Origin of the sequence: Moraxella sp. CTOTU49803 (assembly GCF_032097965.1) — a bacterium.
Lineage (GTDB): Bacteria > Pseudomonadota > Gammaproteobacteria > Pseudomonadales > Moraxellaceae > Faucicola > Faucicola tetraodonis.
The window spans coordinates 55,187-74,999 of record NZ_DAMCJP010000005.1 but is presented as its reverse complement, the minus strand read 5'-3'; the positions used below and the strand labels follow the sequence as shown (position 1 = coordinate 74,999).

General features: G+C 43.2%; 8 protein-coding genes, 1 tRNA gene and 1 CRISPR repeat array (1 of these 10 only partly in view). Of the genes, 2 read left to right on the top strand and 7 right to left on the bottom strand.

Annotation, left to right across the window (positions count from 1 at the left end):
- Window positions 1-528: 528 nt before the first annotated feature.
- Genes RT422_RS07340 through RT422_RS07330 form a run of 3 tightly spaced genes read right to left on the bottom strand, consistent with a single transcriptional unit; the run spans window position 529 to window position 10,788 of the window.
- Window positions 529-5,394 carry an SdrD B-like domain-containing protein gene (locus RT422_RS07340; protein WP_313421821.1) on the bottom strand — a complete coding sequence of 1,622 codons (4,866 nt, stop codon included), beginning with the start codon at window positions 5,392-5,394 and terminating at the stop codon, window positions 529-531.
- A gap of 13 nt (window positions 5,395-5,407) precedes the next feature.
- A complete protein-coding gene (locus RT422_RS07335) occupies window positions 5,408-8,104 on the bottom strand; it encodes a hypothetical protein (RefSeq protein WP_313421819.1) in 2,697 nt (898 codons plus the stop codon).
- Window positions 8,105-8,121: 17 nt separating this feature from the next.
- Window positions 8,122-10,788, bottom strand: coding sequence for a hypothetical protein (locus tag RT422_RS07330; protein ID WP_313421818.1), 2,667 nt, complete (start codon window positions 10,786-10,788; stop codon window positions 8,122-8,124).
- Window positions 10,789-11,056: 268 nt separating this feature from the next.
- Here RT422_RS07330 and ppk2 point away from each other — a divergent pair, with 268 nt between their 5' ends.
- On the top strand, window positions 11,057-12,070 hold the full coding sequence (gene ppk2 / locus RT422_RS07325; RefSeq protein ID WP_313421817.1) for a polyphosphate kinase 2: 1,014 nt from the start codon (window positions 11,057-11,059) through the stop codon (window positions 12,068-12,070).
- Window positions 12,071-12,164: 94 nt separating this feature from the next.
- Here ppk2 and RT422_RS07320 read toward each other — a convergent pair whose 3' ends face one another.
- From RT422_RS07320 to RT422_RS07305, 4 genes are all read right to left on the bottom strand, one after another.
- On the bottom strand, window positions 12,165-13,607 hold the full coding sequence (locus RT422_RS07320) for an ATP-binding protein (RefSeq protein ID WP_313421816.1): 1,443 nt from the start codon (window positions 13,605-13,607) through the stop codon (window positions 12,165-12,167).
- A gap of 34 nt (window positions 13,608-13,641) precedes the next feature.
- The gene (locus RT422_RS07315) at window positions 13,642-14,319 is read right to left on the bottom strand and encodes a response regulator (protein WP_284034773.1); all 678 of its coding nucleotides are present in this window, start codon (window positions 14,317-14,319) and stop codon (window positions 13,642-13,644) included.
- Between the two features lie 43 nt (window positions 14,320-14,362).
- Window positions 14,363-14,902, bottom strand: a complete 540-nt coding sequence (locus RT422_RS07310; protein WP_282850006.1) for a cytochrome b/b6 domain-containing protein — start codon at window positions 14,900-14,902, stop codon at window positions 14,363-14,365.
- A gap of 112 nt (window positions 14,903-15,014) precedes the next feature.
- Window positions 15,015-15,290, bottom strand: coding sequence for a PepSY domain-containing protein (locus tag RT422_RS07305; RefSeq protein WP_076776395.1), 276 nt, complete (start codon window positions 15,288-15,290; stop codon window positions 15,015-15,017).
- A gap of 223 nt (window positions 15,291-15,513) precedes the next feature.
- Here RT422_RS07305 and RT422_RS07300 point away from each other — a divergent pair.
- Window positions 15,514-15,590 (top strand) — tRNA-Val (locus RT422_RS07300).
- 617 nt (window positions 15,591-16,207) lie between these two features.
- Window positions 16,208-19,813: a CRISPR direct-repeat array (repeat unit 28 nt; unit sequence TTTCTAAACCATCTATGCGATGGCGAAC); it runs 626 nt beyond the window's last position.

Here is a 19,813-nt window from a genome sequence, read left to right as displayed (position 1 = left end):
ACAAAATAATGTTGACCTATTTATATACTAGTATCATAAATGATGTCTAATGCTAAATCCATAATTACAAGAATTAACATTAAACAAAATGACTAAATGATTATTTTATCGAATAAGCGGTAAATTGTTATTTAAATAAGCCTAATTTTTGACTGTTTTGCAATCATGAAACACCGTCTGTTCGTATGAATGGTAATAAGCAACAACCAAATATCATCCATAAAAAATACAAGACTTTAATTCTTTTCATAAAATAATTTTAAAAATCAATATTTATATTATTGTTCTATTTTTTTTAAAAAACAAATGTAAAAATCTAAAGAAACTGTATGTAATATTCGTTATTGAATCATAGAGCATAGCACCAGCTTTACTATTTTTGCCTAAAATTTGTGATTAAGTGCATATTACTCATAAGTAGTAAAGGTTGAAAGGCATCTATCCAAAGACGCCCTTCGTGGTTTCATTAATAATACTTGATAACCCTAGCCACTGGCTTAAAATTTCATAAGCCTTAAAATCCATTTTTTAGGGTATTGCCACACAATATCTAACAGTACCACTAGTCGCAGGTGGTAACTTACCAGCCATTGACCATCTCAGTGAATTATCTAGTTGCGTAGGGGTACAGGTTATTCCTGTCGGCGTAGTGTTACAATTTTGACTTTTAAATACCATACCTGTTGGTACGCTATCTTTTATAATGACATCAACCAAATTTTTAGTGCTGTTATTGCGATAAGTAATTTCATACTCCAAAAAGTTACCATTGCGAGCTTGGTTGGCAGTGACAAAAGCATTGGTATCGTTAACAGTTGATGGACAACTCGACACAACACGCACGCCTTTTTTCATATCCAACCCTGCACTACCTACCAGCGTGGTATCTGTCACAGTGTTGCTAGTTACAGGTTTATTACCTGAGGTTGCAGTGCCATTAGCTTGCAAGCTTACGACCTGTTGTGCACCAGCGCTGGCATTAATGGGTACGTTGACACGATTAACCACACAAATCGACTGAACCGGGTTAAAAGTTCGTGTGCCTGCTAATACGGTTTCACCCACGTCGACTTTACCATTGCAGTTACTGTCTAGATATATAACAGATTGCCAGGGTTGGTCAGCACTATTGGCAGGCGACTGGGCGGCGATGCTATTAACCGAATTCATAGTAATCACTGCAAGGCTACTAATTTTATGTGGATAATCAACCACGCCGCCAGCGATTGTGGTTTGTTGGTTATTCGGTGTAATCACCAATGCCAACTTAGCATCGCCAAAATTGTTATTTGGGTAATTAAAATTATTGCTGGTTTTAGTTAGCGTGATGGTGTCAGTTGATAAATTATAACTACCCCCTGAGCCCGAAGTGCCACTGACTGAGGTATAGCCTGCGGCATTTGTAGCTACAATAGTAAAAGTACTGGTCAATTTTTCTGGGGATACATTAAACGTATAATCACCTGTGGCATTGGTTAAAACTTCGGCAATAACTGTACCTGCGTTATCCTTTAATTGAACTTTACTACCCGCTATGCCCGTTTCACCGGCATCTTGTACACTATTGTAGGCATTGCTATTGACAGCTGTGGTGCCACTATTGTCTTCAAATACTCGACCGCTAACAGTAATTTGTTTAAGCGCATTGGTAAAACTACAAACAAAATTTGCCCCAGGTTTTAAATAAGTAGGGTCAATGGTCAAAGTTGAATTAGAAAGACTACCAATGGGATTGGTAGTGTTACCAGAGATACTGGCATTGTTGTCTATACAACTAGCACTTGAAAGTGTAAAACCCGTGGTGCTCAACTCATTGATAACCAGGCTATTAGTGATGGTTTCTACATGATGGATAACGTTACTGGTCACAGCGGTACCTGCTGTCGTTGTTGTCACGCTATCAGAACTTGTTGAGGCGTTAGTCACATTAAAGTTAAATGTACCGACATTGCCAATCGAGGTTTTAGAAATTTGAACCCGTGGCTGTACTTTATCCGTATCTGATGTCGCACACGTTTGTGATGCGGCATCAAAGGTACGCGTAATATTGCTCGATGCATCGCTCACACAGGCAGTATCCAATGCGGTAACATTCGTTGGAGTCTTAACACTGGCGGTGTTGGTCACTGAGCTTGTAGTAAGGGCATTTAAGGTGGCTGGTACACTAAGAATGTATTTTTGCCCGCTAGCTAGCACAGGTAAAGCATAGCCAGCTTCGAGTTGATTGACAGTTGGGGTGGTCGCTGCGGTACATTGGTTGTTATCAATGGTGCTACAAACGGGCGTACCTTTAGTCATATTAGTAGCCACTGGGTCTTTTAGTATAGCGCCTGTGACATTACTGGGTCCTTGGTTTTCCACAGTTAAAGTATAAGTGGTTTGACCGATTGCATTGACCGAATCGGTGTAATTAGTTTTGGTGATGACCAATTCTGCTGCATCAATAATATTGACGCGAGCGTTTTCACCGACATTGGTAATATTATTTATACCATCTGGCAAGCAACTGCCATTGGTAAGCAAACCCAAGGTGCCAAAGCCACCCGCATTAATCTCCCCACCATCATTTTTACCCTTACCATTTCGGTTGGCAATACGATAAGTCAAAACGTTATAACCCGGTTGTAGGGTGATAGGCACTGTAAGTACATACGAGGAACTTTGCCATCCATCGATTCCCCCCAAAATTGTATTGGAAGTATTTGTTTTATTTTTTAGCATTATATAGGCACTGTCATCGATACTTTGCGAGCTAGTTCCGATACAAGCAGTAACGGGAAGATTGGCTTGGCTATCTGGCACAAGAATCCCTGTTTTGACCTCCCAACCGCGCCGATTATCAATCAAAGAATTATTACCACCAATATTCAGCTTGACACTAATGTTGCCCAAAGTGGGTAGTAACCGCTGTATAGTCGCTGGTTGGCTGGTCGTAGCAGCGTAGTAAGTGGAGTTGTCACCGCCAGCGGATGAGGATTTTAAATATCCCCCTGTTGGACTAGACTGATTAGCAGGCCAGGCTGATGCCAACGCGGAGCCTTCCCACATTGGTCCATAAGTATTGGTATTTGAGTCACCACCCACCGTGGTATCCGTTGTACGGTTAAAACCCACAGCAAATGCACTATTTGCAGGCGCATTGGTTAATTGTGTTTCTGCACCCCAGATGCGATAGGCGCTTTCACCGACCCCGCTACCTGGATTGAGCTCATCACTACCAGCACGTACCACGCCTTCAATCTGTGAATTGTCTAAATTTGCAGTAGTGGTAGTGCTATAATTCACCAGAAAGTTAGCACTACTGCCATTAGCGAGATAGCCTAATGGGCACTTCCAAATTTTTGGCGAAGTCTGGGTCACGTTACACACTGTACCATTGGATAAAGTCACACTGGTAATGGTGACACCTGCAGTTGGCTGCTCGGTATAGGTAGCGAACGTATTGTTGGCGCCATCAGGACCATTGTTAGTGATAGTAATAGTCTGCTGTCCGCCTGCACCGCGCCGAATCGTCGGAATATTCGGACTGATGGCTAAAGCTGCCTCCCTAATATTCGAATCGAAATTTATCGAATTTGAAGTAAGTACCGTATCGGTATCGGTCGACGTACATATCCCTGTTGCACTATCGAATATACGCACATATCCATTATTGCTGACACAGCTAGCGCCACTATTGATATAATTATTGCCTACATTGACTGAAGCGGTGTTTGTGACTGAGCCACTAGTAGCTGTCACAGTTGCCTGTACAGTCAACTCATAAAAACCACCATTACCCGGAATGCTAGGTAATGCATAGCCGTTTGAGGATTCAAGCTGTGCAATGCTAGGTACTGCGCCGTTAACACAGCTATTGCCTGACGTACTGGTAGTACAAGTGGGCGTGCCAGCTTTAGTGAGACCAGTGGCAACTGGATCCTTTAAAATTGCACCCACTACTGGGTTGGGTCCATCATTGCGTACGCGTAATGTGTAAGTCGTTGTTGCCCCAGAAGCAACTTGGTCGAGCCCATCGATTTTGCTGATGCGCACATCAGTAGCAGGTGAGCCGCTACCGAGGAGTGTCTCAACCGATGCGCTGTTGTTTGTAGTGACTGGATCTGTGATACCATTTGGTGGTGATATAGTTGCTGTATTAGTAATATCAGCATTGGATGTGGCAGTGGCTTGGATGGTCACGACACAACTTGCACCTGATGCACCAGTAAAGGTACCGTTTAATGTATTACCACTAAAGGTTGCACTTGCACAAGTGCTACTGGAAACCGTTGGGTTACTCAACCCTGCCGGTAACACGTCAGTAAAGGGTGCGCCGGTGACATAACTGCCATTATTATTAATGGTTAGTTGATATTGCACCACACTGTTTAATGGTACTGTAACTTTAGTGGTACCAAATGTGCCGCTGGTGCCGACTCGTTGAGTTTTAGTAATGCTCAAATCGGTAGCTGCATCGAGGGATAATGGCGATATGACAAAAGCATCGCCTGACTGAGAGTTATTATCATCCCAATAGCTACTACTACAAAATACTAAAAGCGTACATCCGCCTCCATTACCATCCCCCCGAAGATAAACATTAAAGGTAAGCGTAGTTACTGGTCCGCCTTTCACCTGTATACTACCACTGGCAGCGCCTGAGCCGGTGGTACCAGATATCGTGCTAGCGTTATTTAAGATTTTGTTAGATTGAACCGTCAACTCACCACTACCAGAGAGTTGGCTTAAGGTATACCCTGATGTGGTTAAATCAAATTCGGTTGAAAACCCCAATCCACTACGAGAAGTGCCACCTAAAGCAGAGAGATGAATGACTGGGTTGATGATTGGACTGCTATAGTTAATCGTCATAGTACCCATCAAGTGCCGCCCGTTGGTGGGTTTATTGGCAGCTTGTAATCCTTGAGTTGCGATAAATACTTGAGTGCCATAGTTATTGGTGGCGCTTATACCTTTGCCAACAGTCGTAGTTGCCGTTGAGGTAAATACACTGCTGCTTGGATTGCCGAAAGCATTGAGCGGTACCCATGAAGAATATCCTGTAATAGTATCTCCACTCCCGCTATTGGCACCAAACATCATGGCATTGCCGTTTGGTGCGCCGCCTGTAACATTGGTATATTGTTGATTGCTAAATGCTACAGTTGCAGTAATCAATGGTGAAAACGCTGTGCTAGTATCATCATCGGGGTTGTTGGCATTAAGAAGTACGGTTGAGGTCTGCGCAGCAACAGTTGGACCGCTACTACTGGTCGCACTGCCACTGAACATTTCAAGCGATGAGGGGGCAGCATATACGAAGACACTTACAATGAGCATAAAAAATAAACTCATCATTGTGAATATATGACGTAGGATAGTAGGTCTTTGGTTGTTTATAGTGCTCATCATAATTTTATTCCTATCATTTACCCACATAACGCACCCCAAATTCAAAGTTGTAACTGCTGTTTGGTGCAACGCTGGGCAGCTGACCACTTAGTGTACCGGATGCCCCTTTAGCAGGAGCAACAATGCTGCCACTAGTACAGCTAGCACAAGTTGGCGCAAATTCCATGACGGTTGCTGCCGGTGTTGCATCGCGAAAATTAAATTGTCCGATCGCTGATGCGCCTTCGTTTTTAACCGTGACACGATACAGTACGCATTGCGCCGTGCCATTGGTGTTTCGACCGATGGTTAAGCCATTTGTGGTATAACTACTGTCAGCTTGACCATTACAGTCATCATCTTTGGCTTGTAATTTATACAAACGTAGTTGAGTGGTGGTGACGCGTGTAATGTCAGTGGCAATATCTAGTACAGTGCCCGTGCTGGTTTTAAACTGTATGCTGGCGGTGTCAATCATGCCAACTGGCGCATTGGTCGGGCTTTGTACCTTGGCAAATATACGCACCTGACTCGTTGCAGGAAATAAGCTACCGCTTATATTGGTTGGGTCAAGCAAAGTGTCTGTGCTATCAAACTGACCATTGGCATTACTATCGAGATAATAGGTGCTAGTAAAACCGGGTTGGTCATGCTGAGTTACTAACTGATAACTCCCTGTTAAAGCGGTCTTGGTGTAGTTATACAGCGTATGGGTGTAGACGATGGTACCCCCAGGGGTAATTTGTCCTCGTAAATCTGGATCAAAACTTACCGTACCAACGGCATTTAGCGTATTGATATTAATCGCGTTTTTTAAGGTGTCAAAGCCAGCCGTATTGGCATCTTGATAAGTTGCTGAGCTGACTTTGAAATAGATAGGTACATTGGTCAGTGTAACCGTGTCATTCTTTAGTTTGACTACCGCACAATAAGCTTGGCTTTCACCGTTTTTAAGTAGCCGAGTCTGGCCAATTTCATTGCCCAGTGTGCTACAGTCAGCTGCTGTGCTGTCAAAATAGCGTACACTAGCGATGCCAGTAGGTAACTCGAGCTTGCTAAAATCACCATCGCCATCAGCAGCGAACTGATAAGTAGTAGCAGCGCCCGTATGTTTGACGGTTAGAGGGAAAACCACTTGACCATTTGACTGACCCGTTAGTGTCTTCCAAGCATTACCATTGTTGGTCGTTGCGCCATTGCCTGTACCATTGTTGCTAGTCTCTGGGCTATTGGTAAGATCCACTGAGATATTGGTAGCAGCAATGCTGGTGTTATTAGTAACGGTGTCTGACTGGGTGCTATCCCCCAATGACTGGGCTTTTGGCACCACTGTATAAACGGTGCCGGTGGCTCCCTCATTGGTGGTTGGCAAACGAACCTTAACCACAATAGGCAACATGCCTCCAGCAGGCAAATTGCCTGTATCAGGAATACCATCACCATTGCTATCAAGCAGCGGTGTCACACCATCAGCACGGTAGAACTCGACTTGATGCGGGGTAGGGAAGTTGTCGCTATTGATAGTCAGGTTAAAGCGATCGTCTGTGTTACCTGTATTCCAAACATAGTTGGTAAAGCTTACCTCATCACCCGCGGTGATACTCGCGGCTGTAACCTGATCATCGCTGCCGCTGTTATTGGCATTTTTGGCATTGGCATTGAGCACCACCTGATAAATAGGCGCAATGTTCCAACGAGCATTGTTGGAAGTAGTAGAAATATTAGCGGTGCTAGTATTATTATCATGATCGTAGTTGACATTGACAGTATTGAAAATAGCACCTGCCGTGGTCTGTACAACATTGACAGCAAATTGGATATTGCCTGTACTGTTGGCAGGGATACTGGTTAAAGTAGCCTTGACAGTGCGACCATCTGTATCAAGATAATAGTCAATACCGCTGGGGTCATTACTACCAGACGCGGGGTTGAGCGCTGTACCGAGCCAAGTTTCTTTGCCCGACTGATAAGACAGACTGGCAGGTAACGTATCTGTGAGTATCACTTGACCACTATCCATTGAGCTTTGATTAGCGTAATCAAGACGCACGTAGGTAGTACCATTTTGGACAAAAAACGATTTGGTAACTATAACATTGGCGCTATTGGACAAAGTCACAGTGTCAGTGTTATTAAGTGATAGGGTATTATTGTTGGCCGAGTTAGCGACTAAGCTTAATTTAGCACTGTTGCCCAGCACCACGCCTGTCGTGCCTGTTATGGGAACTTGGGCTTCAACGATAAGGCCTGTAGATTGACCGGGTGCCAGTGTGATACTGCTTAAATTATTGATATTATCAGCTACGCCGTCTTGGTTAGTATCCGCATAGATTTTAATATTATTGACGTCAAAGCTATCACTCGTCAGGTTTTGGGTTGATAAATTATAGGTATCAGTGATATTACCAGTATTGGTGAGCACGTGCGGGAATTGAATGGTTTGGCCGTTTTGAGCATTTTGGCTACGATCCGCCACTAACGTTGCTGCATAGACAGGTAAAATCGCGGTTTCTACCAGATTAGAGCGGCTGGTTTGGACAACGTTTGAGCCTTCTTCCTTGTATTCCCCAACTGCCATATTACTAATAATATCTCCCGCCAGCACACCGGCGCTGGCTTGATGAGTCCACAAAATAGCCACTGTCAAACCAGCCAATTTTAGCCATTTACGGCAAGCTGTCCCCCCACTTGGTTGGACAAAAGAGGAAAGCTTGTGACGAAAATCAGTCATAGTATTGTCCTATTAGGTTAGGGGTTTACTAAAATTAAAAAATATAAATCCGCTTTCTGACTGGCATCGAGTGTGCCAATATCTGCTTTGATGCTACTTTGATTTACTGTGACCGTGCCCTGTGTCACGCTTGGTGCTGGTGAGGTTTTTAATGTGGTAAATGCCGGAGCACTGTCAGCGATCGTCACGCTTTTAGCTTGAGTTGCGCTGTCATTGTTGACCGTTAAGCGATAGGCTACACACTGGTTTGGTTTAACCTGTACGGCTGATACGCTATAATTTAACGTGGTTAAATCACTGATACCACAAGGTGTGCTGGCTTGCGATTTTACCAAGCGCAGCTGGTTGATACCCACGGTAGTGACATCGGTATTTTGCACTGAAGTGGCACTCAAGCCTTGTAACGTACCGACTGGTTCAACCACGAGGGTCACTTGACTGGTCATACCTTGCTTGGCAGTAGGTGGCGCTTGCACTTTAAGTAATAACTGAATGGTTTGATTAGAGGCAAGACCTGCATTGTTAGTGATGGTTGCTAAATCATTGGCAATAGGGTCTGTGCTATCTAACAAACCGTTATTATTAGCATCATAGTATAAGGTATAGTTAAAATTATCTTGGTTATTCATCGGCGTCACCTTTAGTAGCACTTGACCCGTGCTTGTGCCTTCGGTCAGGCTGCCGATGTTTCTTAGGCTGTGTAAATATACCACGGTGCCTGCGACATCTACTTGTCCTTGTTGGTCATTTTGCAGGGTAAAGCCGCGATAGGGTTGGACGTTTACTTGATTTTTTATAACATCGCCCTGTCCATTAATGGCAGATTTGACCGCAAACCAAATCGCTAAGCTGGTATTAGTGATGGTATTGCTAGCTTGTACCACGGCGCAGTAATTCTTACTTGTCCCTGCTGCTACACTGCCTGTTTGCGTAATCTGCTTGCCTAACGTGGTACAGCTGGCATCACCTTCATAAAAATTTACTTGCCAACCATCGGGTAAGCCATTAACTGGGTTGTTCAAATTAATAGCTTGATTGGATGCATACAAGGTGTAGTTATTGGCGATAGGCGCGCTATTATTAACGATTAACGGAAAGATTGCCTTGCCTTGCTGAAGAACTTTGTTAACAAATGCCGCGCCATTATTATCAATGTTGCCTACGCCATATCCTGAGTTATCGCTATTGTATAAATCAGTAGTACCAATGATTATAGCGCTAATTTCATTACGAACGGCATTGGATTTTGTGGTGTCAGTGACCGAAGTCGCTGTTAAATCGGCATAAATAGCTTGACTGGCGCTACAGTTGGCAGTGGTGCTGATACCTAACTTAATAGCGCGACTAGCCCCAGCTGCCAAGATGCCGGTATCGACAATCCCATCATTATTGCTATCGACTAGCGGTGTGCGTCCATCACTGGCGTATAGTTTTACACTTGCACATGCGGGCAATCCTGCTGAGCTAACCGTTAAATTAAAGCTGTCCGTCGTGCTGCCAGTGTTCCAAATATAATCATCAAACAACACCTCTTGTCCAGCGTTGATAGCAGGTTTAGTAGTTAAATTGTCGGGTGCTTGATTGGGGTTGCCATTATCACTACTACCGGTTGACGTGACATTTGCAATGACGCCATAAGTATACTGATTGCGATAAATCACTGTGTTAGTCTTAGTGGTTCTGATGGCTGTGGTGCCATTGACCGCATATTGACTATAATCTGCGGTATTTGCAATGGTCGCCAGTTTGATATCATTCACTGTTGCTTTAAAGCTGACGGCGCCTGTAGTTAAAGCGGGAATGTTGGCCAATTCAAACTGTACCTGATTACCGACGACCTTGTATTTGATACCCGTATTGGCAGCGCTTTCGTTATCATCAGCCTCGGTTAATGTGCCACTACCATTGCTCCAGCTAGCGCTGTTATTTATATACCGTAAGCCCGAATCTAACATATCTGTCACAATAAGCTTACCCGGCGCACTGCCATTATTGGTGTAGCTTAATGTGTATGTCACATCTTGAATACTATTGCCACTGCTCACACTTTGTGATTTAGTCACTAAAATTACCGCATCATCAATAACTTGTGCGATATCGTTGACGCTTTGGGTGACACTACTTGAGGTTTTACTCGTTGCTGTTAAAGTAAAGTTTGCTTGATTAGTCTTGCTAGCTGTCGTGGGTATCGTACCAGCAACGACAATCGATATTGATTCGCCAGCATCTAAAGATAAAGTAGAACCGGTGTTTAGTAAGTTAATATTATCATCAGGGATACCATTTTGGTCACGGTCAGCATACACAGCAACATTAGTTAAATCAAAGTTGTCGTTTGATGCTTGCACCAGGTTAAGCGAGTAGCTATCAGTCACATTACCAGTATTGGTAAGAACGTGGGGAAAGTTTAACTTAGCACCAATGAGCCCTACTTGGTTTTGATTATTGGTAAGGCTTAGTGCGCGGACTTCCTGAATCGTTAACGATACTGGGTTAGAATCAATGACTAAGGTATTGCCTTGTTCATCAATATAATCGCCGCTGGCAATATTGATAATCTGACTACCGGGCAACGGCAGCCCTGCCCAAGCTGACGAGAAAGTAGTAAATAGCACTACTAATAGTAAATATTTACTGAACACACGACAAAATTTATCTTGCGCAGATGGGCAATAAAGCTGCATATGTCATTTTACCTTGTAGCAATATTTGTCAAAAAAATCGACTGTTTTTATCGCAAAAATAATCAATCATTGATATGTAACAGATACTTGATGTATTAAACTAAGTTTGTAAACTAAAGTATATATCTTTACGATAAATTGCTTTATTTTAACAGTCAAGTGGTAATGAATTAAAATCAACATGTTATAAACTATTCATGGCTATCATCATACCTTCATAATTTTGTCATATTATCAGCATTTTTAATGCTCATTAGAGAACGTCAATATGCCAAATAATCAGCCCACTGCTAATAGCAACCTCACTATCAGCAATCATATTACCGATATGCTCGATGACTTACCCCAATCACATTTTTTAAATGATGAAACCCTCAAAAATAATGATAGACTGCGTCAACAAATGCATGAAGACTTGATTGACAGCTATGATGAAGAGATTGAGTCCGAAATGGACGACTACATCCAAGATTTGCGGTATGACGGGCAGCCGTTAACCGACAGCCAAAAAATCGCTCGCCATATTTATTTCAATGAATTGATTCGTCTGCAAAAAGAATTGATCAAATTGCAAGATTGGGTAGTAGCAACGGGTGAGCGCATCGTTGTCATCTTTGAAGGTCGCGACTCAGCGGGTAAAGGCGGCGCTATCAAACGTATCACCCAACGGCTCAATCCGCGTGTCTGCCGTGTGGCCGCCCTGCCTGCCCCCAATGACCGCGAAAAGACCCAATGGTATTTTCAGCGCTATGTCGCGCACCTGCCAGCGGCGGGCGAGATTGTGTTATTTGACCGCAGTTGGTACAACCGTGCAGGGGTTGAGCGAGTGATGGGATTTTGTACGGACGCGCAATACGAAGAGTTTTTTGAGTCAGTGCCAGAATTTGAGCGTATGTTGGTGCGCTCGGGGATTCGCTTAATCAAATATTGGTTTTCTATTTCAGATGACGAGCAAGAGTCACGCTTTATGAGCCGTATTTATGACCCGCTCAAACAGTGGAAACTCTCACCGATGGATTTAGAATCGCGTCGCCGCTGGGAGGATTATACCAAAGCCAAGGAAGTGATGTTTGAACGCACCCATATTCCAGAAGCTCGTTGGTGGGTGGTTGAGGGGGATGATAAGAAAAAAGCGCGGCTAAACTGCATCAACCATCTGCTCTCACAAATTCCCTACCAAGAAATACAACGGGATAATGTGGTATTGCCAGAACGCGAGCATCACGACAATTACCAACGTGAGCCAATCGCTGAAGATATGTATGTGCCCAACGTGTACTAATTTTTTTTAGTTTACTCGCACAAAAAGGATACGCTATGTATCCTTTTTTAAATGCCCGCTGTTGTTGGTCAGTTAAGCTTAAGTGGTGGTGAATTCAGCGCTTAAAGAGACTGACTTGAAAACCGCAAATCTCACCATTGTGTTCTAGGTTCTGTAGGGTAATTTGCAAACCATGCAGCTCAGCGATACGGCGCACAATCGACAGACCCAAGCCGCTACCAATCTCAGCTTGACCTGCGGGACGAAAAAACCGCTCTGATAGCCGAGCAAGGTCGATAGGTGCAACCCCGTTGCCATTGTCGATGACTGTAATCACCTCGCTATCTAATACTAACCGAATCGTGGTATGGTCAGGGCTATAGCGAATGGCATTGTCCAATAAGTTGCGCAGCAAAATACCGATTAAAGTGGCGTTACCTGTCAAAGGCAAGATAGCTTTGGCATCCACTAACACATCACGGCGTAATTGGCTGTTTTTTTCGCGGGCACGGCGGTTGACTTCTGAGAGAATGTCATTGGATAGGGCTATCCAATCAATCGGTGCAAAGGTCTGCGGGTCGAGCCCTTGCTGTGGCGCCAGTTTTGCCAAAATCAGCAATTGTTCGACCAGTCGATTGGCGCGCTCATTACTATGACTGATTTGTCGGCAGTGACTCAGGAGTGCATCGGTTTGACTATCGGTTAAATTGGCTTGCAAAATGGTTTGTTGTAGTACATCGGTCTGTAGTTTGATGGCAGTGAGCGGGCTGCGTAATTCATGAGAGGCATCTGCGGTAAAGCGTTTTTCACGCTCAAGGGTATCCGCGACTTTATCAAATAACTCATTAAGCGCGTTTAGCAAGGGTTGAATTTCTAATGGTGTATCGACCGATAATGGGGTTTTATCTTCAGGGCTGCGAGTGCTCAACAAGTCACTAATCCGTTTAAGTGGAACAAACCCTCGTCGCACTGACAGCCATGTCAGCATAATCAATAGCAGCACCCCAATCAGCGAGGGAACGAGTTGAATGGTTAATGATTTATAGATAATCTCTTGACGCGAATTAAGGTTTTGCCCGATAGCGATGAGATGGTTGGTGGCGTCGTCATGCGCATAAAACAGGCGCCACGAGTGACTAAAGGGATTGAGCTCTTGATAGGCACTGTTGTTTTCTAAAAACCCATGTTGTTTGGGTAAAAAAGTAAAATGCTGACCGTCTTTATCAGCCATCAGTAATTTACCGTTTTGATCCCAAATCGCAAAACCCATGTAATCTTCTTCAGCATCCCCTAAATCGCCTGATAGCAAGCCATTTTCAAGATTTAAAATTTTAGGCTCATTGGCAGGGTTGGCGAGATGAAGTTTAACGTCTTGTGAGATACCAATCAGATAGCGGGCTAATTGGGTGATTTGGGTGTCATTGATTTCGTTGATTTCGTGCGAAAGCCGCCATACCGATATGAGGGTAATCGATAGCCAAATAATCGGTAGTCCGATGAGCAGGGAATTGAGCAGCTGCCTTTGGATACTATAAGCTTTTTGGGTGGGAGCGGTCATTGTGGTAACAGCTTAAAGCGTGATATGGGGCGAATCATTCAGGGCGCTGCAAGGCAGGATTGAGATAATAGCCAATACCACGCCGAGTGAGGATAAAATCATTGCCGAGTTTTTTTCGCAGGTTATGAATATGTACTTCAATCGCGTTGCTTTCGATATCTTGCTGCCAACCGTATAGCTTATCCTCAAGGCTGGCACGGCTATGCACCAAATTGGGATAGCTGATAAACTGCTCAAGAATGGTGATTTCTTTGGCAGTCAAATCCACCCATTTTCCTTGATAAAAAACTTGCTGCTGCTGTGGCAAATAGCTGACATCCCCATAACGGATTTCAGTCTGACTGCGACCTTGGCTACGGCGAATCAAAGCCTGCAAACGGGCAACCACTTCATCTAAGGCAAACGGTTTGACCAAATAATCGTCTGCCCCAGCATTAAGGCCTGCCACGCGGTTGGCAATGGCATCGCGCGCCGTAATAATCAAAACAGGCGTGTCAATCTTTTGCTGTCGCCAATTGGCTAAAATGGTCATCCCATCGCCACGCGGCAAGGTCAAATCCAATAACACGGCATCAAACACCCCTTCATGAATTGCCATTTCACCGAGTTTGGCATCAGCAAACCAATCCACCATCATGTTTTGTTGGCTCAAGCCTTTGACAATGCCATCGGCAATGGTGGCATCATCTTCAATCAGTAAAATTCGGGTCATGAGGGTTTTCCGTGGGTTTTGTCTTAGTTTTTAGCAAAGGTATTTATTGAACGGTTTTTTCACCCGTTATCATCGATTTTACCAAGTTTTGCTGTTGTAGTCTTCCCATTATAATCGCAGCTGCCACATGTAAAGGGACTAGCACCCAAAGACTATTGGCTAAAAATTCGTGAATCGCTTGGATGGTATCGTCTCCCCAAAATTGGTCGGTGGTTTGCAGATAGCCTGTGACACCCAGCGCGATAATGACGCCCCACAGCGCAAACATCATCAGCGCACCCAACGGATTGTGACCCAGATGACCTTGAAACTTATGCTGCTTGATGTCGATCATATGCTCACGAATGCGGGTTGGGGTAGGGAAAAAATTACTAAATCTGGCGTATTGGCTACCCACCAATCCCCAAATCAAACGAGACACTACCAGCGCCACGACGGCATAACCCATATACTCATGCACATCGCTACCGCCTTCAGTGACGATAAGGTTGGCAAAAATACCCGCAGCGACTGCCCAGTGAGTGATACGCACCCAAATATCCCAGACTTTGACGGTTTGTGCAGATTGTGGTTGTGGTAACATTGCTATTTTCCATTGTCTAAAATATCAACACGGCTAAGTTAGCCGTGTCAAGGCATAACATTGGCAAACCTACCTCAAATTGCGTTGGTTGGACGGTTTGCTTAACCCATCATTAGTCGATTTCTGATTTAACGATTTTGCCATCTTTGGTGTCAAAGTACATTTCGACTTTTTTACCACCTTTGCTTTTGCCATACATTTCGTAGCAGTTGCCATCAGTTTTGAATTTTTTGATAGTAAAACCATGTTTTTCTAACGCTTTTTGAAAATCGGCTTGCGGGATTTGTTCGTTTTTTGGGTGCGCTTGGCAGTTGGCTTCGGCAAATGCACTGCTGGCTGATAACATAGCGAGTGCCAATAAGCCTGAGGTGATTAATGATTTCTTCATAATGCCATCCTAAGTTTTTGATAAGGTTGTCAGGTCACGGGATAAGATTGATACTGAGGTATATCCGAGTGGCTGAGTGTATTAAAGCAAGCTAACCTTAACGAAAACTTAGCTGAAGATGGCGCAATAAAAATTGAAGCGAAAAATTAAAACCACTTGCAAAAGCAAAATTTTTTGGTAAAATGGCACTCCTACTTACGCAAGTAGATTGTTAGACCCTTTTAGGCATATAGCTCAGTTGGTTAGAGCACCACCTTGACATGGTGGGGGTCGTCTGTTCGAGTCAGATTATGCCTACCATATTCCAAAAGTCCCAGTCGATTGATTGGGGCTTTTTTATTGCAGTGATATCAAGTGTTTACTTGGTTTTTCGAGAGTTGAAATTTTGACCACTTTTGTGATTTTGGTCACAGAAAAATCGCTTAAAAATCTTGTGTGCCCATTTTGTGCCCAAATTGTGCCTTGGTTAATTTTTGAGCAAGTAGGTTTTCACCCCCACTCAAATTTAAAAGAGATGAAACTGAATTTATTTCTTTTAGCTTTTATCACTCATTTTAAAAAACCTTCATGTCCTAAAAAAATCCTTTCAAAGTTATTCCCTCCAAATTAAAAACATGGCTATTAGAAACTTCAAGACATTGACACACTAGTTTAGTTAACCGTCTTGAGATTGGAAAAATAGATACAAAAGTTGTTATACGGACTATATAAAGTTTTGAGTTTTCACGGTACGACTCTAAATCCACATACTAATAAAATAATACATAAGCAAAAATTCAATATATTAAATTGCTTACCTTAACTTTAGATTAGGACTATCTCGTATAAAAATGAGAAATATTGACGAAAAAAATGCAAAGTAGATATATACTAGAAAAATTTGATAGGGTGCATGAACAATATCAATCAAGCTCATGTTTCTAAACCATCTATGCGATGGCGAACATAAATCTAAAACTGCATCCTATTCGGTTAATTTTCTAAACCATCTATGCGATGGCGAACGCCCTGAAGTCATCAATCATGTGCTCACTGAATTTCTAAACCATCTATGCGATGGCGAACAATTGGTTGACGTCATTGGCAAGCCAGAGATTTTTCTAAACCATCTATGCGATGGCGAACGTTGGGCTTTTTCGGGTTTTGATGCTGTTGCTTTTCTAAACCATCTATGCGATGGCGAACCCCATACGGTCTAGCGAGGTGATAATGTTCTTTTTCTAAACCATCTATGCGATGGCGAACACAACAAAGGCGGCTTGCTTGCAGGTCGCTAATTTCTAAACCATCTATGCGATGGCGAACTGGATGCGCCGCGTAGCAGGTAACTTGCGCTGTTTCTAAACCATCTATGCGATGGCGAACACACTGTTCAAACACAGCTTGCAACTGCTTAGTTTCTAAACCATCTATGCGATGGCGAACGTGGTTAAGTGTTGGTGGTGATGTGCGTGTTTTTTCTAAACCATCTATGCGATGGCGAACAGATAGGCTATTGATATGGTCTTTGGTCGCCTTTTCTAAACCATCTATGCGATGGCGAACGCTGACAGAAAAGCTAGACAAATTCTAACAATTTTCTAAACCATCTATGCGATGGCGAACGCTTACTTGACGCAGACAACAAGCCTGTTTTGTTTCTAAACCATCTATGCGATGGCGAACACCCAAGAGCATGAGAACTAACTCACGCCCTGTTTCTAAACCATCTATGCGATGGCGAACGTCGGTCGGTCGCTTATCGGCAGGGCATCATATTTCTAAACCATCTATGCGATGGCGAACCGCTTTATCTCGCGGCTCATATTGGTATGTTTTTTCTAAACCATCTATGCGATGGCGAACTTGTATGGCTCGACAATATTGCAAACATTAGTTTTCTAAACCATCTATGCGATGGCGAACCTTACTAACCGCTTGCCACAGGTGCAACTTCTTTTCTAAACCATCTATGCGATGGCGAACTAGATACCACAAACGCGGTTTTTTTTGCGCCCTTTCTAAACCATCTATGCGATGGCGAACATACTATCTTAATTCAAACTCAAGCTGTAGATTTTCTAAACCATCTATGCGATGGCGAACTCCTGTTGTTTCTCGTAAATCAAAAAATGGTGTTTCTAAACCATCTATGCGATGGCGAACATAGCAAATTTAATCAAAAATCTGGTTTTCTTTTTCTAAACCATCTATGCGATGGCGAACCTCTTGTAATGAGATTGGCGGCTTTTGAAGTTTTTCTAAACCATCTATGCGATGGCGAACCGGGTGTTTTTGTAATAGACTCAAAACCGTAATTTCTAAACCATCTATGCGATGGCGAACCTACTATTGAACATGGTATTGATATTCAAGACTTTCTAAACCATCTATGCGATGGCGAACACGGTGATACCCAAACGATTGCCAGTGTTGATGTTTCTAAACCATCTATGCGATGGCGAACCTTGTGAGGCTGGTTATGTAAAAAATTCGGCTTTTCTAAACCATCTATGCGATGGCGAACTTGCTGCTGTTTATATCAAGACTTTTGCAAGTTTTCTAAACCATCTATGCGATGGCGAACCTTGAGTGTCATTTAGCGGTGTGCTTAACTTATTTCTAAACCATCTATGCGATGGCGAACTTAAAAATCAGCAAGCCCACGTTAGACAGATGTTTCTAAACCATCTATGCGATGGCGAACAACCCTGAAACAGCGATAGGCACAGTCGCATTTTTCTAAACCATCTATGCGATGGCGAACTGGTGATTTTTTTTGATAGCTTGGTTTCTTTTTTTCTAAACCATCTATGCGATGGCGAACCTTTGGTGCCAAAGCGCTGCTCATTCGCCTGTTTTCTAAACCATCTATGCGATGGCGAACTATTGACCTTTTTATTTGACAGGATTTTGACATTTCTAAACCATCTATGCGATGGCGAACTCGATGACACAAATAAACGTATCGCTACACTATTTCTAAACCATCTATGCGATGGCGAACTTATTTGCTTGCTTGCTGTGTTTGTTAATCAATTTCTAAACCATCTATGCGATGGCGAACTAGCAGCAACAACAGGGGCAGGGGTTGAAGCATTTCTAAACCATCTATGCGATGGCGAACAACTATTGAATGATTATGTGCTTGAAAATGTTTTTCTAAACCATCTATGCGATGGCGAACTTGCATAAAGAGGGTATTTAAGGGACTCAAAATTTCTAAACCATCTATGCGATGGCGAACATAGTGTTTAAATTTGGGTTGCAATAGTCTAGTTTCTAAACCATCTATGCGATGGCGAACCACACCAACGTGTATAACGTCATACCTATTGTTTTCTAAACCATCTATGCGATGGCGAACTTTTTTTAACCTTCTGTTAAGCACATCGAATTTTTCTAAACCATCTATGCGATGGCGAACCCTTAGTCACGCCCCACATTGTTTCACCACCTTTTCTAAACCATCTATGCGATGGCGAACTACTTTAATGCCAATGAAGTTGCGAACACTTTTTTCTAAACCATCTATGCGATGGCGAACCCTTGCTAGCATAGTGACGTTGGGGCGGTGTGTTTCTAAACCATCTATGCGATGGCGAACAACTTTTTGATGCCTCTGTCAATCACGGCATCGTTTCTAAACCATCTATGCGATGGCGAACAGTATTGTCGCGCTGATAAAACCGTAATTTGGTTTCTAAACCATCTATGCGATGGCGAACCTGCTAAAGCGGGTGATACCTTTTGGATGAAGTTTCTAAACCATCTATGCGATGGCGAACAAATGTTTTATTCACCTCATCAATCGACTGATTTTTCTAAACCATCTATGCGATGGCGAACAGTTACTGCACCAACGGCAACAAAATAGACTATTTCTAAACCATCTATGCGATGGCGAACTAGCATTGTCGTAGATTTTGTCAGCAACGGTATTTCTAAACCATCTATGCGATGGCGAACGAGCGATACCAGTTATTTGAGATATTGCGAGGTTTCTAAACCATCTATGCGATGGCGAACTACTAGCGTAACCGATAAAACTGCTCAATGTTTTTCTAAACCATCTATGCGATGGCGAACCTATTATATCCGTGGGGTCAAATGGTGTGTCATTTCTAAACCATCTATGCGATGGCGAACGACGGTGACAATATCATCAAACGCCCCGACATTTTCTAAACCATCTATGCGATGGCGAACAATCATGGAAACAGGTTAACGCCTTTTTGGGTTTTCTAAACCATCTATGCGATGGCGAACCTCATTCTAGCAGATGCACGGCTTGACGCATTTTTCTAAACCATCTATGCGATGGCGAACTTGCTGTCTAGCCCAAAAAACAGCTTGGCAGTTTTCTAAACCATCTATGCGATGGCGAACAAATGCGTCTGAGCCATGTGATGCCCAATCGTTTTCTAAACCATCTATGCGATGGCGAACCCGCTCTGGGTCATATCTTGACGTTAGTTTGTTTTCTAAACCATCTATGCGATGGCGAACGAAGGCAAGCATTTCAAAGAGATGGGGACACTTTT